Source organism: Pseudomonas sp. KNUC1026 (assembly GCF_021650705.1).
Lineage (GTDB): Bacteria > Pseudomonadota > Gammaproteobacteria > Pseudomonadales > Pseudomonadaceae > Aquipseudomonas.
Genome location: NZ_CP087138.1, coordinates 257,636 through 283,202 on the forward strand (window position 1 = coordinate 257,636; position 25,567 = coordinate 283,202).

Genomic DNA, 25,567 nt, shown 5'->3' on the forward strand with positions numbered 1-25,567 from the left:
TCAGGCTTGAATTTCGGAGGTCTTCTTGACTAAGCCAGCCATACTCGCCCTTGCCGACGGCAGCATCTTTCGCGGCCAAGCGATCGGAGCCGACGGCCAGACCGTCGGAGAGGTGGTGTTCAACACCGCTATGACCGGTTATCAGGAAATCCTCACAGATCCTTCGTACGCCCAGCAGATCGTAACGCTCACTTATCCGCACATCGGCAACACCGGCACCACCGAACTCGACGCCGAGTCGAACAAGGTCTGGTCGGCTGGCCTGGTGATCCGCGACCTGCCGTTGCTGGCAAGCAACTGGCGTAACACCCAGTCGTTGCCCGACTACCTCAAGGCCAACGGCGTCGTTGCCATTGCCGGCATCGATACCCGCCGCCTGACCCGCATCCTGCGTGAGAAGGGCGCGCAGAACGGCGCGATCCTGGCGGGCGACGGCATCACCGAAGAAGCGGCCATCGCCGCTGCGCGCGGGTTCGCGGGCCTGAAGGGCATGGACCTGGCCAAGGAAGTCACCACTGCCAAGGCCTATGAGTGGCGTTCCAGCGTCTGGGAATTGGCCAGTGACAGCCACCCGGACCGCACCGATGCAGAGCTGCCCTACCACGTGGTCGCCTATGACTACGGCGTGAAGCTCAACATCCTGCGCATGCTCGTGGCCCGCGGCTGCCGCCTGACGGTAGTGCCTGCGAAAACGCCCGCTGCCCAGGTGCTGGCGATGAACCCTGATGGCGTGTTCCTCTCCAACGGCCCTGGCGATCCCGAGCCGTGCGATTACGCTATCGAAGCGATCAAGCAGGTGCTGGAAACCGAAGTGCCGGTGTTCGGTATCTGCCTGGGCCATCAGCTGCTCGCCCTGGCATCCGGTGCACGCACTGTGAAGATGGATACCGGTCACCACGGGGCCAACCACCCGGTTCAGGACCTGGACACCGGCGTGGTCATGATCACCAGCCAGAACCACGGCTTCGCGGTCGACGAGAAAACCCTGCCGGCAAACCTGCGCGCCACGCACAAGTCGTTGTTCGACGGCACCCTGCAGGGCATCGAGCGCACCGACAAGAGCGCGTTCAGCTTCCAGGGCCACCCCGAGGCGAGCCCAGGCCCCACCGACGTGGCGCCGCTGTTCGATCGTTTCATCGATGCCATGGCCAAGCGCCGTTAATCGGCTGCCCCAGGTGGCGCGCCCCGCAAGCCCACAGGGCCGGGGCGCCGCCAGAGACTGTTACAGGCGGCTTGCTGAACAGGCCTGCCGACTGACCCGCGGATTCGAGTGACAACCATGCCAAAACGTACAGACATCAAAAGCATCCTGATTCTCGGCGCCGGCCCGATCGTGATCGGCCAGGCCTGCGAGTTCGACTACTCCGGCGCCCAGGCCTGCAAGGCTCTGCGCGAAGAGGGCTACCGCGTCATCCTGGTCAACTCCAACCCGGCGACCATCATGACCGACCCGGCCATGGCCGATGCCACTTACATCGAACCGATCAAGTGGGCGACCGTTGCCAAGATCATCGAAAAAGAGCGCCCCGACGCGTTGCTGCCGACCATGGGCGGCCAGACTGCGCTGAACTGCGCACTGGACCTGGAGCGCGAAGGCGTGCTCGAGAAGTTCGGCGTCGAAATGATCGGTGCCAACGCCGACACCATCGACAAGGCTGAAGACCGTTCGCGTTTCGACAAGGCAATGAAGGCGATCGGCCTGGAGTGCCCGCGCTCCGGCATCGCCCACACCATGGAAGAGTCGTTCGCGGTGCTCGAGCGCCTGGGCTTCCCGTGCATCATCCGCCCTTCGTTCACCATGGGCGGCACCGGTGGCGGCATCGCGTACAACCGTGAAGAGTTCGAAGAAATCTGCGCCCGCGGCCTCGACCTTTCGCCGACCAAGGAACTGCTGATCGACGAATCGCTGATCGGCTGGAAGGAATACGAGATGGAGGTGGTCCGCGACAAGAAGGACAACTGCATCATCGTTTGCTCCATCGAGAACTTCGACCCGATGGGCGTGCACACTGGCGATTCCATCACCGTCGCACCTGCGCAAACCCTGACCGACAAGGAATACCAGATCATGCGCAACGCCTCGCTGGCGGTGCTGCGTGAGATCGGGGTGGAAACCGGCGGCTCGAACGTACAGTTCGGCATCTGCCCCGACACCGGGCGCATGGTCGTGATCGAGATGAACCCGCGTGTTTCGCGTTCCTCGGCACTGGCTTCCAAGGCCACCGGCTTCCCGATCGCCAAGGTCGCGGCCAAGCTTGCTGTCGGTTACACCCTTGATGAGCTGCAGAACGACATCACTGGCGGCCGCACTCCGGCGTCGTTCGAGCCTTCGATTGACTACGTGGTGACCAAGCTGCCGCGTTTCGCCTTTGAGAAATTCCCTAACGCCGACGCTCGCCTGACTACTCAGATGAAGTCGGTCGGTGAAGTGATGGCTATCGGCCGCACCTTCCAGGAATCCATGCAGAAAGCCCTGCGCGGGCTGGAAGTCGGCGTATGCGGCCTCGACCCGAAGGTCGACCTGGCCGATGCCGAGGCGCGCAGCGTTCTCAAGCGTGAGCTGACTGTGCCCGGTGCCGACCGTATCTGGTACGTCGCCGACGCCTTCCGTGCCGGCATGACGCGCGACGAAATCTTCGCCCTGACCATGATCGATCACTGGTTCCTGGTGCAGATCGAAGACCTGATCGCCGAGGAAGAGAAGGTCAAGACCCTGGGCCTTGCCGATATCGACCGCGACACCATGTTCCGCCTCAAGCGCAAGGGCTTCAGCGACCAACGCCTGGCCAAGCTGCTCGGCGTGACCGAGAAGAACCTGCGCCGCCACCGCCACAAGCTCGAAGTGCTGCCGGTGTACAAGCGCGTCGACACTTGCGCCGCCGAGTTCGCCACCGACACTGCCTACCTCTACTCCACATACGAGGAAGAGTGCGAAGCCAGCCCGACCGGCCGCGACAAGATCATGATCCTCGGCGGTGGCCCGAACCGCATCGGCCAGGGTATCGAGTTCGACTACTGCTGCGTGCATGCCGCGCTCGCCCTGCGCGATGACGGCTATGAAACCATCATGGTCAACTGCAACCCTGAAACCGTTTCCACCGACTACGACACCTCCGACCGCCTGTACTTCGAGCCGCTGACGCTCGAAGAGCGTGCTGGAAGTGGTACGCGTCGAGAAGCCCAAAGGCGTGATCGTCCACTACGGCGGCCAAACCCCGCTGAAACTGGCGCGTGCCCTGGAAGAAGCTGGCGTGCCTATCATCGGTACCAGCCCTGACTCGATCGACCGCGCCGAAGACCGCGAGCGCTTCCAGCAGATGGTCGAGCGCCTGAACCTGCTGCAGCCGCCGAACGCGACCGTGCGCAGCGAAGACGAAGCGATCCGTGCTGCCGGCCGCATCGGCTACCCGCTGGTGGTGCGCCCGTCTTACGTACTGGGCGGCCGCGCCATGGAAATCGTCTACAACGAAGACGAGATCCGCCGCTACCTGCGTGATGCGGTTCAGGTATCCAATGACAGCCCTGTGCTGTTGGACCACTTCCTCAACTGCGCCATCGAAATGGACGTGGATGCGGTCTGTGACGGTACCGACGTGGTCATTGGTGCGATCATGCAGCACATCGAGCAGGCCGGCGTTCACTCCGGTGACTCCGCGTGCTCGCTGCCACCTTACTCGCTGCCTGCCCATGTGCAGGATGAAGTGCGCGAGCAGGTGAAGAAAATGGCCCTGGAGCTGGGTGTGGTCGGCCTGATGAACGTGCAACTGGCGCTGCAGGGCGACAAGATCTACGTCATCGAAGTCAACCCGCGTGCTTCGCGTACCGTTCCGTTCGTGTCCAAGTGCATCGGCACTTCGCTGGCAATGATTGCCGCGCGTGTAATGGCCGGCAAGAGCCTGCAGGAACTGGGCTTCACCCAGGAAATCATCCCCAACTTCTATAGTGTCAAGGAAGCGGTCTTCCCGTTTGCCAAGTTCCCGGGCGTCGACCCGATCCTTGGCCCGGAGATGAAGTCCACCGGTGAGGTGATGGGCGTTGGCGACAGCTTCGGCGAAGCCTTCGCCAAGGCGCAGATGGGCGCCAGCGAAGTGCTGCCTACCGGCGGCACCGCATTCATCAGTGTGCGCGATGACGACAAGCCACTGGTGGCCAAGGTCGCCGGCGACCTGATCGGCCTGGGCTTCGAGATCGTTGCCACCGCAGGCACCGCCAAGGTGATCGAGGCTGCGGGCCTGAAAGTGCGCCGCGTGAACAAGGTGACCGAGGGCCGCCCGCATGTGGTCGACATGATCAAGAACGACGAAGTCACTTTGATCATCAACACCACTGAAGGCCGCCAATCGATCGCCGATTCCTACTCGATCCGCCGCAACGCGCTGCAACACAAGATCTACTGCACCACCACCATTGCGGCTGGCGAAGCCATCTGCGAAGCGCTGAAGTTCGGTGCTGAGAAACCGTTCGCCGCTTGCAGGATCTCCACGCAGGATTGAACGCATGAACAAGTACCCGATGACTGTCCAGGGCGCACGCGCCCTGGAAGACGAGCTCAAGAAGCTCAAGGAAGAGCGCCCGCTGATCAGTGCCAAGATCGGCGAGGCACGCGAGCTGGGCGATCTCAAGGAAAACGCCGAGTATCACGCTGCGCGCGAAGAGCAGGGCCTCGCCGAGGCTCGTATCCGTGACATCGAGGGCCGCCTGCAGAATGCAGTGGTGATCGATGTGGCCAACATCGCCAAGACGGGCAAAGTGATCTTTGGTGTGACGGTCGAAATAGCTAACGTCGAAACCGATGAAAGCGTGAAGTACCAGATCGTTGGTGAAGACGAGGCCGATATCAAGATTGGCAAGCTATCGGTCGGTTCGCCCATTGCTCGTGCTTTGATCGGCAAGGAGGAGGGTGATGTGGTGACCGTGAAAACGCCCAGCGGTGTAGTCGAGTACGAGATTGTCGAAGTCGCGCACGTCTGATCTGCCTGCAGCCCTCTGGCAACTGGCCCAGGTAATCTGGGTCGGCGGCCTTTGGGGTATTCAGGTGCTGTTGGTGCCAGCGCTGGAGCGTACCGGCCTGGCCGACCTGCTTGTGCGGGACATCCTTCTCGCGACCAACGCCTGGGTAGCGGTTCTGGCGGTATTCGGCATTGGCTTGCAACTGGCAATATTGGGAAGGCGCATGGGCCTGCGCGCGTGGCTGCTTGACCGGCGGGGGCACCTGCTTTGGGTAGGGATGGCCGCAGCGCTGGCATATACCTGGCTGTCGAACGCCGGCTTGCCACCTTCTCGGCTGGATGCGTTGCCGCTCCTGGTGCTGGGCGTCAGCGGGTTGTTGCTGGTGCTCTGGCCCGCGCCTGTGCGCCGCGAGCCATGACACCAGGCACCGCCGTTATTGGTGGCGGTGAATGTTCGACAGGTTGCGGTTGGGCTGGGCATTCTTGCGATACACCAGCGCCATTTTGCCGATAGACTGTACCAGGTCTGCACGGCCCGCCTTGCACAGCGCAGCGATGCTGGCGACTCGCTCTTCACGATCGAGGATATTGAACTTGACCTTGATCAGTTCATGGTCGCTCAGCGCACGGTCCAGCTCCGCGATCACACCCTCGGTCAGGCCGTTATCGGCAACGATCAGCACCGGTTTAAGGTGATGGCCGATGGACTTGTATTGCTTTTTCTGCTCCGGAGTGAGCGGCATATTCGTTTGACCCTTTTTGAATCTGTATGAAAACGGCGGCCATTTTACCCGAGCGCAGGGGCTTACGCCCAGTCACTTGCTAGGTCCGCCCACACCGAGGTGCCAATGGCCCGCTCCAAATCCAGCCACAACTGGCTCAGAGAACACTTCAACGACCCCTTCGTCAAGCAGGCGCAAAAGGACGGCTACCGTTCGCGCGCCAGTTACAAGCTGCTGGAAATTCAGGAAAAAGACAAACTCATCCGGCCGGGTATGAGCGTGATCGACCTGGGTGCCGCGCCTGGTGGCTGGTCTCAGGTCACCAGCCGTCTGATCGGAGGGCAGGGCAGCCTGATCGCGTCCGACATCCTGGATATGGACGCTATTGCCGATGTGACCTTCATCAAAGGCGACTTTACCGACGATGCCGTGCTCGCTCGTATTCTCGAGGCGGTAGGCGATTCGCAGGTAGACCTTGTGATTTCAGACATGGCCCCCAATATGAGTGGCTTGAGTGCGGTGGACATGCCCAAGGCAATGTTCCTGTGCGAATTGGCCCTTGATCTGTCTGGGCGTGTGTTGCGCCCGGGTGGTGATTTTCTGATCAAGATCTTCCAGGGAGAAGGCTTCGACAGCTATCTGAAGACCGTTCGGCAGATGTTCGAGAAGGTGCAAATGCGCAAGCCCAGTTCTTCGCGCGACCGCTCCCGGGAACAATACCTGCTGGCGCGGGGGTTTAAGGGCTGAGGCCGCCCTGATTGGAGCTCCAAGCTCTGGTCGATAGCTTTTTTCAAATGGTGCGGCTAATTGAGCAGAGCGAATATTTCAGCAGTCTATGTTTCACAACGTGTTACAGACCGTGTCTGCTGTTCGTGATGGATATGTAGTAAGTTAGGCCGATGATTATCATGCGGAGCGCGTAGCCCCAGGTCCTGGTAGCGCGGTCCAGAGGGTAGTGAATTGAACGATATGGCAAAGAATCTGATCCTGTGGTTGATCATCGCCGCCGTGCTCGTCACGGTGATGAACAACTTTTCAAGCCCGAACGAGCCGCAGACCCTCAACTACTCGGATTTCATTCAGCAGGTGAAGGACGGGAAAATCGAGCGCGTCGTTTTCGACGGCTATGCGATCACCGGCAAGCGCAACGATGGCGACAACTTCAAGACCATCCGCCCCGTAATTCAGGACAACGGCCTGATGGGTGATTTGATCGACAACAAGGTGGTGGTGGAGGGCAAGCAACCTGAGCAGCAGAGCATCTGGACTCAACTGCTGGTCGCAAGCTTCCCGATTCTTGTGATTATCGCCGTCTTCATGTTCTTCATGCGGCAAATGCAGGGTGGTGCTGGAGGCAAGGGCGGGCCGATGAGCTTCGGCAAGAGCAAGGCCCGGCTGCTATCCGAAGATCAGGTGAAAACGACCCTGGCCGATGTCGCAGGTTGCGACGAGGCCAAGGAAGAGGTGGGTGAGCTGGTCGAGTTCCTGCGCGATCCTGGCAAGTTCCAGCGCCTCGGTGGTCGTATTCCTCGCGGCGTGCTGATGGTCGGCCCGCCTGGTACTGGTAAAACGTTGCTTGCCAAGGCTATTGCGGGCGAGGCGAAGGTTCCGTTCTTTACCATCTCCGGCTCAGACTTCGTTGAAATGTTTGTAGGTGTGGGCGCCAGCCGCGTCCGCGACATGTTTGAACAGGCCAAGAAACACGCGCCTTGCATCATCTTCATCGACGAGATCGATGCTGTCGGTCGCCATCGTGGCGCCGGCATGGGAGGCGGCCACGACGAGCGTGAGCAGACTCTCAACCAGCTCCTTGTCGAGATGGACGGGTTCGAGATGAACGACGGCATTATCGTCATCGCGGCTACCAACCGGCCAGATGTGCTCGACCCTGCGCTGCTGCGCCCAGGCCGCTTTGACCGCCAGGTGGTTGTAGGTTTGCCGGACATTCGGGGTCGTGAGCAGATTCTCAAGGTCCACATGCGCAAGGTCCCGGCCCATGACGACGTCAACCCTGGTGTGATTGCCCGGGGTACGCCTGGCTTCTCCGGCGCTGACCTGGCCAACCTTGTAAACGAGGCTTCCCTCTTTGCTGCCCGGGCCGGTAAGCGCATTGTTGAAATGCGCGAGTTCGAGCTGGCCAAGGACAAGATCATGATGGGCGCCGAGCGCAAGACCATGGTCATGTCCGAGAAGGAAAAGCAGAACACTGCCTATCACGAAGCGGGCCATGCCATTGTCGGCCGCGTGGTGCCAGAGCACGATCCTGTGTACAAGGTCTCTATCATTCCGCGCGGTCGTGCCCTGGGTGTAACCATGTTCCTTCCCGAGGAAGATCGTTACAGCCTGTCCAAGCGCGCGCTGATCAGCCAGATCTGTTCGTTGTACGGTGGCCGCATCGCTGAAGAGATGACGCTTGGTTTCGACGGTGTAACCACCGGGGCTTCCAACGACATCATGCGTGCCAGCCAGATCGCAAGGAACATGGTCACCAAGTGGGGCCTTTCCGAAAAACTGGGCCCACTGCTGTACGCAGAGGATGAGGGCGAGGTGTTCCTGGGCGCGGCGGTGGCGGTCAAAATGCCAATGTTTCCGGGGAAACAGCGAAACTGATCGACGCCGAGGTACGCAGCATCATCGACCAGTGCTACTCGACTGCCACACAGATCCTTACAGACAATCGTGACAAGCTTGACGCCATGGCCGAGGCGCTGATGAAGTACGAGACTATCGATGCTGATCAGATTGACGACATCATGGCTGGCCGTACCATTCGTGAGCCTCGCGACTGGGGTGACTCAGGCTCGTCTGGCACGCCTTCTTCACGCGATGATCGCCCCCAAAGTCCGATCGGTGGTCCAGCGGCAGAAGTTTAAGGTTACAGATGACTTACGCGCTTCATCCAACCCGGTTGCCTTGCGGCAACCGGGTTCTTGATTTAAACCGTACCCATGTCATGGGTATCCTCAATGTCACCCCGGACTCCTTCTCCGATGGCGGCCAGTTCCGCGGCCATGAGCAGGCGCTTGCGCATGCACGCGCGATGGCCGAAGCCGGCGCCACCCTCATCGATGTTGGTGGCGAGTCCACCCGGCCTGGGGCTGCACCGGTCAGCGAACAGGAAGAGCTTGATCGGGTTATCCCGGTTGTCCAGCAGATAGCCGGTGCGCTCGATGTGGTCGTTTCGGTTGACACTTCCACGGCTTTGGTAATGCGCGAAGCGGCAGCAGCCGGCGCGGGTATGATCAACGACGTGCGTGCGTTGCGGCGCGTGGGTGCCCTGCAGGCGGCAGCGGACACCGGCTTGGCGGTATGCCTGATGCATATGTTGGGTGAGCCAGGCGATATGCAGAATGCGCCCAGCTACTGCGACCTGGTGCGCGAGGTGAGCGATTTTCTCGCCGAGCGCATGCTTGCCTGTCACAATGCCGGGATCGCAGAGCAGCGCATCGTCCTTGACCCTGGATTTGGTTTTGCGAAAACCCACGCTCATAATCTAAGCCTGTTTCGTCAGATGCCTGCGCTCCTCGAGCTTGGCCGGCCCCTTCTGGTAGGGGTGTCGCGCAAAAGCATGGTGGGATTGGCGCTTGGTCGCCCGGTCTCCGAGCGGCTCTATGGCAGCCTGGCCCTGGCTGCGCTGGCCCAGGTCAAGGGTGCACGAATACTGCGTGTGCACGATGTGGCGGAAACCGTCGACGTGATTCGCATGCTGGAAGCCGTCGAGTCGGCTGAACAAGAAAATCTGGAGTAAATATGAGCAGAAAATACTTTGGCACCGATGGCATTCGCGGCCGCGTTGGTGAATATCCCATCACTCCAGATTTCATGCTCAAACTGGGCTGGGCAGCCGGCAAGGCGTTTCAGAAGATGGGGGCCTGCCGTGTATTGGTGGGCAAAGACACACGTATCTCCGGCTACATGTTCGAATCCGCGCTGGAGGCCGGCTTGTCTGCTGCCGGCGCGGACGTGATGCTGCTGGGCCCCATGCCCACCCCGGGTATCGCCTACCTGACGCGAACCTTCCACGCCGAGGCAGGGATCGTGATCAGCGCTTCGCACAACCCTCACGATGACAACGGCATCAGAGTTTTCTCTGGCCAGGGTACCAAGCTGCCGGACGATATCGAATTGATGATCGAAGAACTGATGGACCAGCCCATGACGGTGGTTGAGTCCGCCAGGCTGGGCAAGGTTTCGCGCATCAACGATGCCGCCGGGCGCTATATCGAATTCTGCAAGAGCAGCGTGCCGACCAGCACGGATTTTGCGGGCCTGCGCATCGTAATCGACTGCGCTCATGGCGCGACTTACAAAGTGGCACCGAACGTATTCCGAGAGCTAGGGGCCCAGGTTACTGTACTGTCGGCGGCACCCGATGGTTTGAATATCAACGAGAATTGTGGCTCCACCCACATGGAGGCCTTGCAAGCCGCCGTACTGGTGGGGCATGCCGACCTGGGCATTGCCTTCGACGGTGACGGCGACCGCGTGCTGATGGTCGATGGCTCTGGCGCTGTGGTCGATGGTGATGAGCTGCTGTTCATCATTGCGCGTGACCTCAAAGAGCGCGGCAAGCTGCATGGTGGGGTAGTGGGCACTCTGATGAGCAACCTGGGCCTGGAACTTGCACTTCAGGAGCTCGACATCCCCTTCAATCGTGCCAAGGTCGGTGATCGATATGTCATCGCCGAGATGCTTGAGCGTGAATGGCTATTAGGTGGGGAAACTCTGGCCATATCGTGTGCGCGCAGCACACCACCACGGGCGATGCGATCATCGCTGCCTTGCAGGTACTGCTTTCGCTCAAGCGCCGAGGGGAAACCCTGGCCCAGGCGCGCCGAGCCATTCGCAAGTGCCCGCAAGTGCTCATCAATGTGCGCTTTGGGGGCGGTGTCGACCCGGTAGAGCATCCGGACGTCAAGGCAGCCTGCGCTCGCGTAACCGAGGCGATGGAAGGGCGCGGCCGAGTGCTGCTGCGCAAGTCCGGTACCGAGCCGCTGGTGCGGGTGATGGTCGAGGGTGACGAGGAAACTCAGGTACGCCGCCATGCCGAATCGCTCGCAAGCCTGGTGGCTGAACTTTGTGCATGATTTTGGCTTGCCACTTATTCATGGGTTGGGTACTATCTGCGCCCACTTTGACCGACGAGGTACAGCATGCGTCGTAAGATGGTAGCTGGTAACTGGAAAATGCACGGTACTGGCGCCAGCGTCGCTGAGCTTACCAAGTCGTTGAAAAGTCTGGATTTTCCGAGTAATGTAGAGGTCGCGGTGTTTCCGCCCAGTCTTTACGTCGTTCAGGTCATCCAAGGCTTGCAGGGTGCTTCTGTCACTGTTGGCGCTCAAAACAGTGCGCGTCAGTTGAAAGAAGGCGCCTTGACCGGGGAGGTTTCCCCGGCGCAGTTGAAGGACGCAGGTTGTTCCCTGGTTTTGATTGGTCACTCCGAGCGCCGCCAGGTGTTTGGCGAGGGTAATCAGGAGCTGGTGGCCAAGTTCGAAGCTGCACAGGCTGCTGGCCTGACTCCTGTCTTGTGTGTGGGTGAAACGCTTGAAGAGCGTGAGGCCGGTTGCACACTGAGCGTGGTGGGGGAGCAGTTGTCCAGCGTCGTCGATGCCTTGGGTATCGAAGTGTTTGGTCAGGCCGTGATTGCTTATGAGCCCGTTTGGGCTATCGGTACCGGTTTGACAGCCACGCCGGAGCAAGCGCAAGAGGTCCATGCGGCCATTCGCGCTCAGCTGGCAGGCAAGAATGCCGAAGTTGCGCAGGGTGTGCGGCTTCTATACGGCGGTAGCGTAAAAGCTGCCAATGCGGCTGAGTTGTTCCGCATGCCGGATATCGACGGGGGGCTGATTGGTGGTGCCTCCCTGAATGCAGATGAATTCGGTGCGATCTGTCGCGCCGCGGGAAACTGACAAAATGCTGGAAACAGTCGTAGTTGTGTTTCATCTGTTGGCGGCACTGGGTGTTGTTGTCCTGGTTCTGCTGCAACAGGGTAAGGGTGCGGAAGCGGGTGCATCTTTTGGCGCAGGTGCTTCAAATACTGTGTTCGGAAGCCAAGGTTCTGCTACCTTTCTGAGTAAGTTTACTGCTATACTTGCCGCCGGTTTCTTCTTGACCAGCTTGGGGTTAGGTTACTTTGCTAAAGAGAAAGCTCATGAGCTGACTCAGGTAGGGTTGCCGCAACAGCCAGCTGCAATCGAGGCGCCAAAGCAGAAGCCCGCTTCAGATGATGTACCAGTGCTCGAAAGTCAAAAGAACAACGCAGCTCCAGCTGATGTTCCTCAAGCTCCAGAGCAGAAGTAAAAGGGTTTTTGAAGTAGTTTTGCCGAGGTGGTGGAATTGGTAGACACGCAACCTTGAGGTGGTTGTGCCCATAGGGTGTAGGGGTTCGAGTCCCCTTCTCGGTACCAATTATTCAGGAGAGCCCGCTTTATGCGGGCTTTTCTGTCGCTGGAAGTGTTCGATTGACCCCGGCGGGGTTCGGTCGTATACTTTCGGCCCAGCTTTGTCGCGGGATGGAGCAGTCTGGTAGCTCGTCGGGCTCATAACCCGAAGGTCGTTGGTTCAAATCCAGCTCCCGCAACCAGTTTCGTAGAGCCCCTGTCCAGGGGCTTTTTGTTAGCTGATCAGTTCAAGGCACCGCTTGTTCGAGGGTGTTCTCAGGATGGGCGTTACGCCCATTTTTTATTTGCACAGCATGCACGAGGGGGTTCAGGTGTCGAGCAAGCTAGAACAGTTGCAGGCCTTGTTGGCCCCGGTGGTTGAAGCGCTTGGCTATCAATGCTGGGGATTGGAATACATTTCTCAGGGGCGCCACACGCTGTTGCGTGTCTACATCGACAAGGAAGGCGGGATCGGCGTCGAGGACTGCGAAGTCGTCAGCCGCCAGGTCAGCGGCGTTCTGGATGTCGAAGACCCCATCAGCGTCGAATACACCCTCGAAGTTTCCTCTCCCGGCATGGACCGCCCGCTGTTCACGCTTGAACAGTTTGCCGCTCACGCCGGTGAGCAAGTGAAGATCCGGTTGCGCTCCCCGTACGAAGGGCGTCGCAACTTTCAGGGCCTGCTCCGCGGTGTGGAGGAACAGGATGTCGTGGTCCAAGTCGATAACCATGAGTTTCTTTTGCCGATCGACTCGATCGACAAGGCCAACATCATTCCAAGGTTTGACTGAAGACGTTTCGGGTTCCGCGCCCTTCGGCGCGTATCCAAAAGGGCTTGCGAAAGGCGAGGCGTACGATGAGTAAAGAAGTACTGCTGGTTGTAGAGTCGGTATCCAATGAAAAGGGCGTACCGGCAGGAGTCATCTTCGAAGCGCTGGAAGTCGCGCTGGCAACCGCTACCAAAAAGCGGTTCGAGGATGAAGTCGACCTGCGTGTTGAAATCAACCGTCATACCGGTAGCTACGAGACTTTTCGTCGCTGGGCGGTAGTCGAGGACGAAAACTTCGACGACCCAGCCATCCAGCTGGCTGTCGACCAGGCCCAGGCGCGCAAGCCAGGTGCCGTGGCTGGCGAGGTGATCGAAGAGAAGATCGAATCGATCGAGTTCGGCCGTATCGCCGCGCAAACCGCCAAACAGGTCATCGTGCAGAAGGTTCGCGAAGCCGAACGCGCCCAGGTGGTAGATGCCTATCGCGAGAGGGTCGGTGAGATCATCTCCGGTACCGTCAAGAAGGTTACCCGCGACAACGTCATCGTCGACCTGGGCAACAACGCCGAAGCGTTGCTTGCCCGTGAAGACATCATTTCTCGCGAGACTTTCCGAGTCGGCGTTCGCCTGCGTGCGTTCCTCAAGGAAATCCGCAGCGAGAACCGAGGCCCGCAGCTGATCCTGTCGCGTACCGCGCCAGGCATGCTGATCGAGCTTTTCCGCATCGAGGTGCCTGAAATCGCCGAGGGGCTGATCGAAGTCATGGGGGCCTCGCGTGATCCGGGCTCTCGCGCCAAGATCGCTGTGCGCTCGAAGGACAAGCGCATCGACCCGCAGGGCGCTTGCATCGGCATGCGTGGCTCGCGCGTTCAGGCAGTATCGGGTGAGCTGGGTGGTGAACGGGTAGACATCGTGCTGTGGGATGAAAACCCTGCCCAGTTCGTCATCAACGCCATGTCGCCGGCTGAAGTCGCGGCGATCATTGTCGATGAAGACGCCCATGCCATGGACATCGCTGTGGGTGCCGACAATTTGGCCCAGGCTATTGGCCGCGGTGGTCAGAACGTCCGCCTGGCCAGCCAGCTGACCGGCTGGACGCTCAACGTGATGACCGAATCGGACATCCAGGCCAAGCAACAAGCCGAGACCGGCGACATCCTGCGCAATTTCGTCAACGAGCTGGAAGTGGACGAAGAGCTGGCGCAGGTGCTGGTCGACGAAGGATTCACCAGCCTGGAAGAGATCGCTTACGTTCCTCTGGAAGAAATGCTCAACATCGATGGGTTCGACGAGGACATCGTCAACGAGCTGCGTGCTCGCGCCAAGGATCGCCTGTTGACCGCAGCCATCGCTTCCGAAGAAAAACTGGCAGACGCCCATCCTGCAGATGACCTGCTCTCTCTCGAGGGCATGGACAAGGAACTGGCGATGGAACTGGCGGTACGCGGCGTCGTAAACCGCGAAGACCTGGCCGAGCAGTCGATTGACGACCTGCTCGACATCGACGGCATCGACCAAGAGCGTGCCGGCAAGTTGATCATGGCCGCCCGAGCCCATTGGTTCGAGTAAGTGCAGCGGCCTGAGGAGAGAAGTGCATGACGCAAGTCACGGTTAAAGAACTGGCCCAAGAGGTTGCCGCACCGGTAGAGCGCCTGTTGCAGCAGATGCGTGAGGCAGGCCTGCCGCACACGGATGCTGGCCAAGTTGTTACCGACAGCGAGAAGCAAGCGTTGCTGGCCCACCTTAAAAGCAGCCACAAGGCCAAGGTGGAAGAGCCGCGCAAGATTACCTTGCAACGCAAGACCACCAGCACCCTGAAGGTTGCCGGTAGCAAGACCATCAGCGTTGAAGTGCGCAAGAAGAAAACCTTCGTCAAGCGCAGCCCTGAAGAGATCGAGGCCGAACAGCGCCGCGAGCTCGAAGAGCGCCGTGCTGCCGAAAACGCCGCGCGTGAAAAGGCCGGCGAGCAATCGCGCCCGCAACAAGGCGCAGAAAGCACTGCCCGCCAGGCCGAAGCACCGGCTGCCGCGCCATCTGTACCGGTTGCTCCGGTTGCAGCCCAGGCTGCGCCCACGCGTGCTGCCGAGCCCACTGCGTCAGCACCGCGCGCTCCTGCAGCGCCGGAGCGCCCAGCGGTTCCGGTTACCACCGTTCAGGTGCGCAAGCGTGAAGACCGTCCTGAGAAGGGTGCACGCACTGCCGACGATGATCGCCGCAACGGCCGCAGCCAGCCGCATCGCCCTGCCGACAAGCAGAAGGCCCCCACCGTACGCGCCGCGCCGCGTACCACCGAGGAAGAGAGCGACGGCCATCGCCGCCGCGGTGGCAAGTCCAAGCTCAAGAAGCGCAACGCGCATGGCTTCCAGAGCCCGACCGGCCCAGTGGTACGTGATGTGGTCATTGGCGAAACCATCACCGTGGCAGAACTTGCCCAGCAGATGTCCGTCAAGGGCGCCGAAGTCGTCAAGTTCATGTTTAAGATGGGTACTCCGGTCACCATCAACCAGGTGCTCGACCAGGAGACTGCTCAGCTGATCGCCGAGGAGCTGGGCCACAAGGTCAAGCTTGTCAGCGACAATGCCCTGGAAGAATCTCTGGCCGAATCGCTCAGGTACGAAGGCGAAACCATGTCTCGTGCACCTGTCGTGACCGTAATGGGCCACGTCGACCACGGCAAGACTTCGCTCCTCGACTATATCCGCCGCGCCAAGGTTGCCTCTGGCGAAGCTGGCGGCATCACCCAGCACATCGGTGCCTACCACGTCGAAACCGACCGTGGCATGGTCACCTTCCTGGATACTCCGGGCCACGCCGCGTTCACCGCGATGCGTGCACGGGGCGCCAGGGCCACCGATATCGTGATCCTGGTGGTAGCCGCAGACGACGGCGTGATGCCGCAGACCGAGGAAGCTGTACAGCACGCCAAGGCTGCCGGTGTTCCGCTGGTCGTCGCGGTGAACAAGATCGACAAGCAGGGCGCTGACCTTGATCGCATCAAGAACGGCCTGGCCGCGATGGATGTGATCCCGGAAGAATGGGGTGGCAACACCATGTTCGTGCCGGTGTCCGCCAAGATGGGTACCGGTGTCGACGAGTTGCTCGAAGCTGTTCTGCTGCAGGCCGAAGTGCTTGAGCTGCAGGCCAGCCCTGCAGCCCCTGGCCGCGGTGTCGTAGTCGAGTCGCGCCTGGACAAGGGCCGCGGCCCGGTCGCTACCGTGCTGGTTCAGGACGGTACCTTGCGCCAGGGTGACATGGTGCTGGTCGGTTCCAATTTCGGCCGCATCCGTGCGATGTACGACGAAAACGGCAAGACCGTCAAGGAAGCCGGCCCGTCGATCCCTGTCGAGATTCTCGGCCTGGATGGCACCCCGGAAGCGGGTGACGAAATGAGCGTTGTGGCCGACGAGAAGAAGGCCCGTGAAGTTGCGCTATTCCGTCAAGGCAAGTTCCGCGAGGTCAAGCTGGCGCGTGCTCAGGCCGGCAAGCTCGAAAACATTTTCGAGACCATGGGCCAGGAAGAAAAAGACGCTCAACATCGTGCTCAAGACCGACGTACGCGGTTCGCTCGAAGCCCTGCATGGCGCCTTGGGCGGCCTGGGCAACGACGAAGTGCAAGTACGCGTGGTTGGCGGTGGTGTCGGTGGCATCACCGAGAGCGACGCGAACCTGGCATTGGCGTCCAATGCGGTGCTGTTCGGCTTCAACGTGCGTGCTGACGCCGGTGCGCGCAAGATCGTCGAGCAGGAAGGCCTGGATCTGCGTTACTACAACGTGATCTACGACATCATAGAGGACGTCAAGAAAGCCTTGACCGGCATGCTCGGCAGCGATGTTCGCGAGAACATCCTGGGTGTCGCCGAGGTGCGCGACGTGTTCCGCTCGCCGAAATTCGGTGCAGTCGCAGGTTGTATGGTCATCGAAGGTACGGTTTACCGTAACCGCCCGATTCGCGTACTGCGCGAAGACGTGGTGATCTTCGAAGGCGAGCTCGAGTCGCTGCGTCGCTTCAAGGACGATATGGCCGAAGTGCGTAACGGCATGGAGTGCGGTATCGGCGTGAAGAGCTACAACGACGTCAAGGTCGGTGACAAGATCGAAGTCTTCGAGAAGGTCCAGGTGGCCCGTACGCTCTGATCGAACGTCACGGCGCACAATCCGCAACGCCCGGCCCGGCTTTCCGCCAGGCCGGGCGTTTGCCGCTTTCAAACCGCCCCACAATGGCGGGCGATACAGGTAGCTTCACCATGGCAAAAGAATACAGCCGTACCCAACGCATCGGGGATCAGATGCAGCGTGAGCTGGCCCAGCTGATCCGCCGTGAGGTCAAAGACCCGCGCGTTGGCCTGGTCACCATTACCGCAGTGGACGTAGCCCGCGACCTTGGGCACGCCAAGGTATACATCACCGTGATGGGCAATGACGGTGCCGAGCAAGTGACTCAGTCGATCAAGGTCCTCACAGCCGCTTCGGGCTTTCTTCGCACCCAGTTGGGCCGCGAGATGAAGCTGCGCAGTGTGCCGCAACTGCACTTTGTCTACGATGAGAGCGTGGCGCGTGGCGTACACCTGTCTGCGCTCATCGAGCGCGCGGTGGCAGAAGACAGCCAGCACCGCGACGCCGACAAGGAGTGAGCGTGGCCCAGGTCAAGCGAATCCGCCGCAATGTCAGCGGCATCATCCTGCTGGATAAACCTCAGGGTTTCACTTCCAACGCGGCTCTGCAAAAAGTGCGCTGGTTGCTCAACGCCGAAAAGGCTGGCCATACCGGCAGCCTCGATCCGTTGGCCACTGGCGTATTACCGCTGTGCTTCGGCGAGGCGACCAAGTTTTCGCAGTTCTTGCTCGAATCCGACAAGGCCTATGAAACCGTCATGCAGATGGGCATGACCACCACCACGGCCGATGCCGAAGGTGAAGTGCTCAAGCGCCGTGACGTCAACGTGACCGCTGACGATATTCAAGCCGCGCTGCCTGCCTTTCGCGGCTCGATCCAGCAGGTGCCACCGATGTATTCAGCGCTCAAGCGTGACGGCCAACCCTTGTACAAGCTTGCAAGGGCAGGGGAAGTAGTGGAGCGCGAGGCGCGTTCTGTTACTATTGGCAGCCTTGAAATGCTGGCACTGGACGGAACCTGCGCTACGCTTGCCGTCAGTTGCAGCAAGGGTACCTACATCCGCACTCTGGTCGAGGACCTCGGGGAGCGTCTGGGCTGCGGTGCTTACGTTGCTCAACTGCGTCGTACGCAGGCCGGCCCGTTCGACCTCACGCGTACTGTAACGCTCGAGGCACTGGAGGCCGCGCATGCAGAAGGTGGCAATGAAGCGCTCGACCGCTTCCTGTTGCCAGCCGACAGCGGCTTGCAGGACTGGCCGTTGGTCAGTTTCTCCGAGCACAGCACGTACTATTGGCTCCATGGCCAGCCGGTGCGGGCACCACAGGCGCCGGAAAGCGGCATGGTGCGGGTAGAAGATCACACAGGTCGCTTCATCGGGATCGGTGAAGTGAGCGAAGACGGGCGCATTGCGCCGCGTCGTTTGATTCGGTCGGAATGACCGAACGAGGGTGGCTGTCAGTAGGCGCGGTCATTCCTCACTTATCCATACGGGGAGTAGTCCCTGGCCTATTGGGTGTGCGCAAGCGTTCCCGTTTTAAGGAGATGCCTCATGGCCCTCAGCGTTGAAGAAAAAGCAAAAATCGTTGGTGATTATCAGCAAGCCGCCGGCGACACCGGTTCTCCGGAAGTTCAGGTTGCCCTGCTGACCGCAAACATCAACAAACTGCAAGGCCACTTCAAGGCCAACGGTAAAGACCACCACTCCCGTCGTGGCCTGATCCGCATGGTAAACCAGCGTCGCAAGCTGCTGGACTACCTGAAAGGCAAGGACACCACTCGTTACAGCGCCCTGATCGGTCGTCTGGGCCTGCGTCGCTAATAGCGAACAGGCAGTGGTGAGCATGCCACGTGGTTCCGCGTACTGGCCCCGGCCATATGCGGTCACTGCGTCATGCGCTTCGATGAGGCTGGTGGCTCGTGCGCCGGTGCGGTTTACCGCACGGCGCCGGGCTCCGGCCTCATGTTGTATCTGGACGGTCGACGGGCCGAATCCCGCGCTCGCCCCCAAATTCGAGTTTCAAACAGTTCCCCCAAGCGAAAATGGAAGGTAGGAAGCCGTGAACCCGGTAATCAAGAAATTCCAGTTCGGTCAGTCGACCGTTACCCTCGAGACTGGCCGCATCGCCCGTCAAGCAAGCGGTGCCGTGCTGGTCAGCATCGATAATGACGTGACCGTGCTGGTCACCGTCGTGGGCGCCAAGCAGGCCGACCCAGGCAAGGGCTTTTTCCCGCTGTCGGTCCACTACCAGGAAAAAACCTACGCTGCCGGCAAGATCCCTGGTGGTTTCTTCAAGCGTGAAGGCCGCCCTTCAGAGAAGGAAACGCTGACTTCCCGCTTGATCGATCGCCCGATCCGCCCCCTGTTCCCCGAAGGCTTCCTGAACGAAGTCCAGGTAGTCTGCACCGTGCTGTCCACCAGCAAGAAGACTGACCCGGACATCGCCGCCATGATCGGTACCTCGGCCGCACTGGCTGTCTCCGGCATTCCGTTCAGCGGCCCGATCGGCGCTGCTCGCGTGGCTTACCACGAAGCCACCGGTTACCTGCTCAACCCCAACTACGAACAACTGGCCGCTTCGCGCCTGGACATGGTCGTAGCCGGTACTTCCGACGCGGTGCTGATGGTCGAATCCGAAGCCCAGGAGCTGACCGAAGACCAGATGCTGGGTGCAGTGCTGTTCGCGCATGACGAGTTCCAGGTAGTGATCAACGCTGTCAAGGAACTGGCCGCTGAAGCCGCCAAGCCGACCTGGGCATGGCAGGCGCCGGTTGCCAACACTCCGCTGATGGACGCCGTGCGCGGCGAGTTCGGCCAAGGCATCTCGCAGGCCTACACCATCACCCAGAAGGCAGACCGCTACGCTCGCCTGGGCGAGCTGCGTGACCAGGCTATCGCCCGTTTTGCGGTGGAGCAGGACGGCGCGCCATCGGCAGGTGAGGTCAAAGACATCTTCGGTGAGCTGGAATACCGCACGGTTCGCGAAAACATCGTCAATGGCGTACCACGCATCGACGGCCGCGATACCCGCACTGTTCGCCCGCTGAATATCCAGGTTGGTGTGCTCGACAAGACTCACGGCTCGGCCCTGTTCACCCGCGGTGAAACTCAGGCCCTGGTCGTAGCAACGTTGGGTACCGCCCGCGACGCACAACTGCTAGACACCCTCGAAGGCGAGAAGAAAGACGCCTTCCTGCTGCACTACAACTTCCCTCCGTTCTCGGTGGGCGAGTGTGGCCGCATGGGTAGTGCCGGCCGCCGCGAAATCGGCCACGGCCGCCTCGCACGCCGTGGTGTCCAGGCCATGCTGCCGGACAACACCGAGTTCCCGTACACCATTCGTGTGGTATCGGAAATCACCGAATCCAACGGCTCCAGCTCCATGGCTTCGGTTTGCGGTGCTTCCCTCGCACTGATGGACGCTGGTGTTCCGATGAAGGCACCGGTAGCTGGTATCGCCATGGGCCTGGTCAAAGAAGGCGACAAGTTCGCTGTACTGACCGACATTCTGGGTGACGAAGACCACCTCGGCGATATGGACTTCAAAGTAGCCGGTACCGCTAAAGGCGTGACTGCGCTGCAGATGGACATCAAGATCAACGGCATCACCGAAGAGATCATGGAGATCGCCCTGAATCAGGCACTGGAAGCACGCCTGAACATTCTGGGCCAGATGAACCAGGTGATCGCCCAGTCGCGCACCGAGCTGTCGGCCAATGCACCGACCATGCTGGCGATGAAGATCGACACCGACAAGATCCGCGACGTGATCGGCAAGGGCGGCGCGACCATCCGCGCCATCTGCGAAGAAACCAAGGCCTCGATCGACATCGAAGACGATGGCTCGATCAAGATCTTCGGTGAAACCAAGGAAGCTGCCGAAGCTGCTCGCCAGCGCGTGCTGGGCATCACCGCCGAGGCTGAGATCGGCAAGATCTACGTCGGCAAGGTCGAGCGCATCGTTGACTTCGGCGCGTTCGTCAACATCCTGCCTGGCAAGGACGGCCTGGTGCATATCTCCATGCTCAGCAATGAGCGTGTAGAGAAGGTGACAGATATCCTCAAGGAAGGTCAGGAAGTTGAAGTGCTGGTGCTGGACGTGGACAACCGCGGCCGTATCAAGCTGTCGATCAAGGACGTTGCGGCGGCGAAAGCCTCCGGCGTTTAAGCAGCAGCAGCGAGAAAAGGCCCTGCGGGGCCTTTTTTTGTGCCCGTGATTTTCTTATCCGAGGATTTGCCAAGCCTGCAACTTGCACGCAAGCAATTGCCCCCTCCTTGCAACTTGCACGAAAGCCGCTGCGTTGTGAACTGCATAAGTTGCTGAAATATATGATTTTTATTTATATGCGATAGCTGGCACGCGTTCTGCAATCTCTCTGTCAACTGCCCCCGCTGCAAAGGCTTCGGGGGGAGCTTCCAGAAAACAGGAGTTACTCGTATGAAGAAGTTTGCTATCGCTGCCGCCGCTACTGCTCTGACCCTGGGCCTGGGTGTACCAGCCTTCGCTCAAACGACTCAAGCGCCTATGGTACTGGCAGCCAACACCGTAGATAACGCCAAGCAGGAAGGCTCTGACACCTGGATCACCACCAAGGTGAAAGCGGACCTGTTGACCGAGAAAGGCATCCCAGGCAGCGACATCACCGTTGAAACCAGCCACGGTGTTGTATCCCTGTCGTCGCAAGTGAAAGTGACCGACGCTCAGAAGAAACAAGCAGTCGCTATCACCAAGAACATCAAAGGCGTCAAATCCGTTTCGGCTGATGGCCTGAAATCGGAGTAAGACCTCGCTTTTGATGAAACCCGAACATTGGGTTCATGCGAAGATCAGAAGGATCTGATCACCCCTCAAGCCCTGGCCTAGCGCCAGGGCTTTTTTATAAGGGGTGAAACCTGGCTTACTTGATCAGATCGGGCCGGGTTGTCTTGAGCATTTCGGTGGTCACCTTGCCTTGAACCGAACAAGTGACCATCCCCTTGCTGCCATGGCCTGCATCAGGCGAGGCCGGCTCGACCATCAAAATGCGTTCGGCCGTATCGGTAACCAACTTGCCCGCCGTGTCATCGCTGCTTTCGGCTACCCATGTGGAGTCTTTGCCAGACCAGGCCTGCGCGCGAGCATAGATGCCTTGGGTCGATTCCAGTTGGCTTCCCTGGACTTTTTTCAACTGCTCGTAGGCCTTTTCAGGGGCCTCTTGAGTATAAAAGCCCGAGCCGATGATCCGGGAGCCCATCAAGTCCTGGTCTTCCAGAAAAAAGCCCGTCAGCGTGAGCCCCTCAAGGGTGAGAGGTTTATCGAACATCCAACGCACGCCGGCGTCGGTCTTACTCCCGCCACTGAGCACGATCTTGCCATTGTCCCGTTTACTGGGGACACGCTCCTTGAACCCTGGTTGCTCAACGACGGAAAGCGAGTTGGCGTCACAGGCGACAAAGGTTTGCAGGGCGGGGGTAGCGGCAAAGCTGGCGCAGGGCGCCAGGGCGGTGAACGGGATGATCAGGTACTGCAACTTCATTGCTTCACTCCTTGTTGAAATCAGAATCCTTGAACCGGGCGCCCCGAATACAAGATGCCCGGATTAAAGCGGATGGCGGTCTGGTAGCCGGGGCTATGTTCCGCCGGCCTGCGTCATTCGGCATCCAGATGAAGGTTGGTCGCGACATTGCCGCCTTGGCCGGCTTCTACCAGGCTGGCATCGATCAGGAACACGCGCTCATCCGGCAACTTGCCTTGCTCGACCAAAAAGCCCTTGATCGCGCCAGCGCGCGCCTGGCCCAACTGGCGCAGCAATGCCGTGCTGTCGCTCCAGGATGCGACCACTGCGTCGCGCAGCTTTTGCTCCCTGGCCTCATCGCTGAGCTTGGCCCATTCCGCCGGCGGCTGCTGCTTGAGGCGCGTGCGGTAGATCCCCTCGAGCAACGCCGGTTTTTCCCCTGCCGGCACTTCCAGCAGGGAGGCCTGGGCGGGCACCTTGTCGCCACGGCGCTGGAGGATCTTGTACCAGGTGCTCTGGTATTCCCGCTCCAGCCGCTGCTGTGCCAACAGGCTGCCGTCACTGCTCCTGGCACTGGTGCCTTCCACTTCAAGGCGAAGCTCAGGCCGCTGGCGAAGGGCGTCGGCAAGCTTGAGCAAGCTGGCCTGGGCCGTTGCGTCCAGGTCGGCGCTACCGGGGGCGAAGTCGACGTTGCTCAGATCTTCCTGACTGGCACCGTGCACCAGCCCGCCGAGCAGCTTGAATGGCGCTGCCGCAGCACGCACCACCATGTTGCGCAAGGTTTGCCAGACGATCGGCATGACCGAGAATTGCGGGTTCTTGAGGTCGCCTTTGATCGGCAAGGCGATGGAGATCTTGCCCTGAGTGTCCTTGAGCAGGGCAATGGCCAGTTTGATCGGCAGGGTGGTGGCATCAGGGCTGTCGACCCGGTCACCCAGTTGCAGCTGCTCCACCAGCACGTTGTTCTCCGCCTCCAGTTGCCCCTGGCGGATCTTGTAGTGCAAATCCAGAGTCAAGCGGCCCTTGCGGATGCGGTAGCCGGCGAATTTGCCCGAGTAGGGGGTCAGGGTCGTCAGCTCGACACGCTTGAAGCTGGTGGCAATATCCAGGCTGTTGAGCGGGTCGAACGGGATCAGGCTGCCCTCGATGGTGACGGGCGCGTAGCGGTCTACGCGGCCCTCGATGTCGACCCGGGCGGCTTTGGGCTGGGTGTTGTCGAGTGCGCCGATCTGCCCTTGCAACTGCTGGACGGCGGTCGCGAAATTGGGTGTGAGGCTAAAATCGGCGAAGTTGGCCGAGCCGTCATTGAGGGTGATGCCGCCGATGCGGATGGGCATCGCCGGTTCTTTCGAGGCTTTGGCCTTGGCTTGGGCGGCATTTCTGTCGGCAGGTTGAGCAATGATCAGGTCATCGATGTTGGTGCTTTGATCTTCGTTGATCATGAACCGGGCGTAGGGCTTGTCGAGCTTGACCTGTGCGATGATCAAACCGCTCCCTTGCTGATAGCTCGATCCCTTGCACGTCCAGTTTCTGCCAGCGCACCAGGTCACGCGATTTGAGCGTATCGAGGGTATGCAGCTGGTTTACCTGGGCGTTGCCGGTGATGCCGAACGCCAAAGGCTCGGTGCTCTTGAGGTTGAATGCCAGGTCGCTGTCCAGCAGGCCGCTGCGCAGTTCCAGCCGCACAAAGGGGCTGATGTAGGCCTGTGCAATGCGCAAGTCCAGATCTTGGCTTGCGACCTGCAGGTTGGCGCTGACCGGCTTGAGGTTGACCTGCCCGCTGGCGCGCAGCTTGCCCTGGCGACCGACACCGGTATCGAGTTTGAGATCGAAGGGCTTGCCGGCCAGGGTGTCGAAGTTGTTCAGCTCGATGTTGAGTGGCGTGAGCTCGAGCGCGACTGCGTTTTCCGGTACCCGGTCCGCCAGGTGAATGGTGTTGCCGGCCAGTTGCGCGTGCTTGACCACCACTTGCCAGGGCTTGGCAGGAGCGGTGCTGGAAGGTTTTGCAGGCGCCGGCGCTGCGGTGGCCGGGGCTTGCTTTTCAGCCGCCGAGGGCGCCTTGGCGGTGGGGGCGAACAGCTTCTGCCAATCCAGTTCGCCATCTTTTTCACGCGCAGCCCAGGTTTCCAGCCCTTCACTGCGCAGGTCGCCGATCAGCACCTGTTGCTTGGCAAGGTCGAGCGAGGCCTTGGAGACATTCAGCTTGCTCAGCCGCACCAGCGGGCGACCATCGATGCTGTCCAGGTTCAGAGGCGCCAGGTTCAGCGTGGCGCCTTCAAGCTTGAGCTCGGTGGTGTGGGAGAGGTCGAGGCTGTAACGGGTGCTGAAGTCGAAGCGCCCGTCCTTGAGTGCCAACGGCACGGCGTCGCGCACGTAGGGCCACCATACTTTCAGCCGGCCATCGCTGAATTTCAGGGTGCCTTTGGAAGTGATCGGGGCCAGGCTCAGCTGGCCTTGCCAGTCGATGCGCCCGCCAGTTGGGCCGCTGGCCACCATGGTCATGTCAGCGTTGTCTTCCGGCAGCGTGCTGAGGTTCTTGAGCTCCAGTGTCATGGCATCGTAGAGGAACTCGATCGGCTCACTGGGCCGCTCATCCTTGAAATGCAGGTAGCCCTGGTTCAGCGCAATGCGGTCGATACGCAGCGGGAATGGCTTGCCGGGGGCTCCTGGGGCTTATCTTGGCTGGGCGGCAGGTCGAAGAGGTTGGCCAGGTTCAACGAGCCGTCTTTTCGGAAATGCAGCTCGGTGCGCGGTTTATCGAGGGCGACATCGGCAAGGTGCAGTGCTCCGGTCCAGAGGCTGTCCGCTTGCAGGTTCGCGTACAGGCGCTCGAAGGCTACCTGCTCCTTGCCTGGCGCGCCGATTCGCAGGCCCCAGACGGTCAGCTCGAGGCTGAAGGGGTTGAATTCCAGACGTTCAAGGCGCGCTGGCTCACGAGCGTACTGGGTCAGTTGCTGGTTGGCGATGCGCAGTGCGATGCCTGGCAGTATCAGAAAACCCAGCAGGCTGTAGAGCGCCAGCGCAATGAGCGCCGCCAGGCCTGCACGTTTCAATCCCTTGGGCATGAAAGTTCCGCTTCGTCGATCAAAAGCGCCTGGAGTATCGCACGAGGCGGCGGTTCAATGCGCGCGGAGCAAAGCC

The 25,567-nt window shown here is 60.3% G+C and carries 16 protein-coding genes, 2 tRNA genes and 5 pseudogenes; 20 read left to right on the forward strand and 3 right to left on the reverse strand.

Features of this window, described 5'->3' with window-relative positions; translation table 11 throughout:
* Positions 1–25: 25 nt before the first annotated feature.
* The 4 genes and pseudogenes from carA (at position 26) to LN139_RS00910 (ending at position 5,368) form a co-directional block, all read left to right on the forward strand.
* Positions 26–1,162 carry a glutamine-hydrolyzing carbamoyl-phosphate synthase small subunit gene (gene carA, locus LN139_RS00895; RefSeq protein ID WP_236357992.1) on the forward strand — a complete coding sequence of 379 codons (1,137 nt, stop codon included), beginning with the start codon at positions 26–28 and terminating at the stop codon, positions 1,160–1,162.
* A 117-nt stretch (positions 1,163–1,279) separates the two neighbouring features.
* A pseudogene (gene carB / locus LN139_RS00900) lies at positions 1,280–4,501 on the forward strand (carbamoyl-phosphate synthase large subunit).
* Positions 4,498–4,971, forward strand: coding sequence for a transcription elongation factor GreA (gene greA, locus LN139_RS00905; protein WP_236357993.1), 474 nt, complete (start codon positions 4,498–4,500; stop codon positions 4,969–4,971). Before carB ends, greA begins: the two are co-directional and overlap by 4 nt.
* Positions 4,949–5,368: an MFS transporter gene (locus LN139_RS00910; protein ID WP_236357995.1), complete on the forward strand. Its 420-nt coding sequence runs from the start codon at positions 4,949–4,951 to the stop codon at positions 5,366–5,368. The genes greA and LN139_RS00910 overlap by 23 nt, the downstream gene beginning before the upstream one ends.
* A 15-nt stretch (positions 5,369–5,383) precedes the next feature.
* Here LN139_RS00910 and LN139_RS00915 read toward each other — a convergent pair whose 3' ends face one another.
* Positions 5,384–5,692: a YhbY family RNA-binding protein gene (locus LN139_RS00915; RefSeq protein ID WP_236357997.1), complete on the reverse strand. Its 309-nt coding sequence runs from the start codon at positions 5,690–5,692 to the stop codon at positions 5,384–5,386.
* 105 nt (positions 5,693–5,797) lie between these two features.
* On the opposite strand from LN139_RS00915, the gene rlmE reads away from it, so the two are divergent.
* The 16 genes and pseudogenes from rlmE to LN139_RS00995 all read left to right on the forward strand — a co-directional run bounded on the left by rlmE (position 5,798) and on the right by LN139_RS00995 (position 21,714).
* Positions 5,798–6,418 (forward strand): 23S rRNA (uridine(2552)-2'-O)-methyltransferase RlmE, encoded by a 621-nt coding sequence (rlmE, locus tag LN139_RS00920; protein ID WP_236357999.1) that lies wholly within the window; start codon positions 5,798–5,800, stop codon positions 6,416–6,418.
* A gap of 222 nt (positions 6,419–6,640) precedes the next feature.
* A pseudogene (gene ftsH, locus LN139_RS00925) lies at positions 6,641–8,544 on the forward strand (ATP-dependent zinc metalloprotease FtsH).
* Positions 8,545–8,552: 8 nt separating this feature from the next.
* Positions 8,553–9,419, forward strand: coding sequence for a dihydropteroate synthase (gene folP / locus LN139_RS00930; RefSeq protein ID WP_236358001.1), 867 nt, complete (start codon positions 8,553–8,555; stop codon positions 9,417–9,419).
* 2 nt (positions 9,420–9,421) lie between these two features.
* A pseudogene (gene glmM, locus LN139_RS00935) lies at positions 9,422–10,758 on the forward strand (phosphoglucosamine mutase).
* 66 nt (positions 10,759–10,824) lie between these two features.
* A complete protein-coding gene (gene tpiA, locus LN139_RS00940; protein ID WP_236358003.1) occupies positions 10,825–11,580 on the forward strand; it encodes a triose-phosphate isomerase in 756 nt (251 codons plus the stop codon).
* Between the two features lie 4 nt (positions 11,581–11,584).
* Positions 11,585–11,971, forward strand: a complete 387-nt coding sequence (gene secG, locus LN139_RS00945) for a preprotein translocase subunit SecG (protein WP_236358005.1) — start codon at positions 11,585–11,587, stop codon at positions 11,969–11,971.
* A gap of 21 nt (positions 11,972–11,992) precedes the next feature.
* Positions 11,993–12,078: transfer RNA gene (locus tag LN139_RS00950), tRNA-Leu, on the forward strand.
* 99 nt (positions 12,079–12,177) lie between these two features.
* A tRNA-Met gene (locus LN139_RS00955) sits at positions 12,178–12,254 on the forward strand.
* 129 nt (positions 12,255–12,383) lie between these two features.
* Positions 12,384–12,842 (forward strand): ribosome maturation factor RimP, encoded by a 459-nt coding sequence (gene rimP, locus LN139_RS00960; protein ID WP_165830332.1) that lies wholly within the window; start codon positions 12,384–12,386, stop codon positions 12,840–12,842.
* 65 nt (positions 12,843–12,907) lie between these two features.
* Positions 12,908–14,389, forward strand: a complete 1,482-nt coding sequence (nusA, locus tag LN139_RS00965; protein WP_097085723.1) for a transcription termination factor NusA — start codon at positions 12,908–12,910, stop codon at positions 14,387–14,389.
* Between the two features lie 26 nt (positions 14,390–14,415).
* A pseudogene (infB, locus tag LN139_RS00970) lies at positions 14,416–16,954 on the forward strand (translation initiation factor IF-2).
* Positions 16,955–17,064: 110 nt separating this feature from the next.
* On the forward strand, positions 17,065–17,451 hold the full coding sequence (gene rbfA / locus LN139_RS00975) for a 30S ribosome-binding factor RbfA (RefSeq protein ID WP_236358007.1): 387 nt from the start codon (positions 17,065–17,067) through the stop codon (positions 17,449–17,451).
* A gap of 2 nt (positions 17,452–17,453) precedes the next feature.
* Positions 17,454–18,371: a tRNA pseudouridine(55) synthase TruB gene (truB, locus tag LN139_RS00980; protein ID WP_236358009.1), complete on the forward strand. Its 918-nt coding sequence runs from the start codon at positions 17,454–17,456 to the stop codon at positions 18,369–18,371.
* 111 nt (positions 18,372–18,482) lie between these two features.
* Positions 18,483–18,752, forward strand: a complete 270-nt coding sequence (gene rpsO / locus LN139_RS00985; protein WP_110968912.1) for a 30S ribosomal protein S15 — start codon at positions 18,483–18,485, stop codon at positions 18,750–18,752.
* 238 nt (positions 18,753–18,990) lie between these two features.
* A complete protein-coding gene (gene pnp / locus LN139_RS00990) occupies positions 18,991–21,099 on the forward strand; it encodes a polyribonucleotide nucleotidyltransferase (RefSeq protein WP_236358011.1) in 2,109 nt (702 codons plus the stop codon).
* Between the two features lie 270 nt (positions 21,100–21,369).
* The gene (locus tag LN139_RS00995; protein ID WP_236358013.1) at positions 21,370–21,714 is read left to right on the forward strand and encodes a BON domain-containing protein; all 345 of its coding nucleotides are present in this window, start codon (positions 21,370–21,372) and stop codon (positions 21,712–21,714) included.
* 115 nt (positions 21,715–21,829) lie between these two features.
* Here the strand turns inward: LN139_RS00995 and LN139_RS01000 are convergent, their stop codons facing one another.
* The gene (locus LN139_RS01000; protein WP_236358015.1) at positions 21,830–22,447 is read right to left on the reverse strand and encodes a hypothetical protein; all 618 of its coding nucleotides are present in this window, start codon (positions 22,445–22,447) and stop codon (positions 21,830–21,832) included.
* Between the two features lie 113 nt (positions 22,448–22,560).
* Positions 22,561–25,491, reverse strand: a pseudogene (locus LN139_RS01005) (DUF748 domain-containing protein).
* Positions 25,492–25,567 lie beyond the last annotated feature (76 nt).

Bases quoted from the DNA above. Each gene is read 5' to 3' on its own strand.
- greA (WP_236357993.1), top strand. From the start codon at position 4,498: ATGAACAAGTACCCGATGACTGTCCAGGGCGCACGCGCCCTGGAAGAC.
- LN139_RS00915 (WP_236357997.1), bottom strand. From the start codon at position 5,692: ATGCCGCTCACTCCGGAGCAGAAAAAGCAATACAAGTCCATCGGCCAT.
- rlmE (WP_236357999.1), top strand. From the start codon at position 5,798: ATGGCCCGCTCCAAATCCAGCCACAACTGGCTCAGAGAACACTTCAAC.
- folP (WP_236358001.1), top strand. From the start codon at position 8,553: ATGACTTACGCGCTTCATCCAACCCGGTTGCCTTGCGGCAACCGGGTT.
- tpiA (WP_236358003.1), top strand. From the start codon at position 10,825: ATGCGTCGTAAGATGGTAGCTGGTAACTGGAAAATGCACGGTACTGGC.
- secG (WP_236358005.1), top strand. From the start codon at position 11,585: ATGCTGGAAACAGTCGTAGTTGTGTTTCATCTGTTGGCGGCACTGGGT.
- nusA (WP_097085723.1), top strand. From the start codon at position 12,908: ATGAGTAAAGAAGTACTGCTGGTTGTAGAGTCGGTATCCAATGAAAAG.
- rbfA (WP_236358007.1), top strand. From the start codon at position 17,065: ATGGCAAAAGAATACAGCCGTACCCAACGCATCGGGGATCAGATGCAG.
- rpsO (WP_110968912.1), top strand. From the start codon at position 18,483: ATGGCCCTCAGCGTTGAAGAAAAAGCAAAAATCGTTGGTGATTATCAG.
- LN139_RS00995 (WP_236358013.1), top strand. From the start codon at position 21,370: ATGAAGAAGTTTGCTATCGCTGCCGCCGCTACTGCTCTGACCCTGGGC.
- LN139_RS01000 (WP_236358015.1), bottom strand. From the start codon at position 22,447: ATGAAGTTGCAGTACCTGATCATCCCGTTCACCGCCCTGGCGCCCTGC.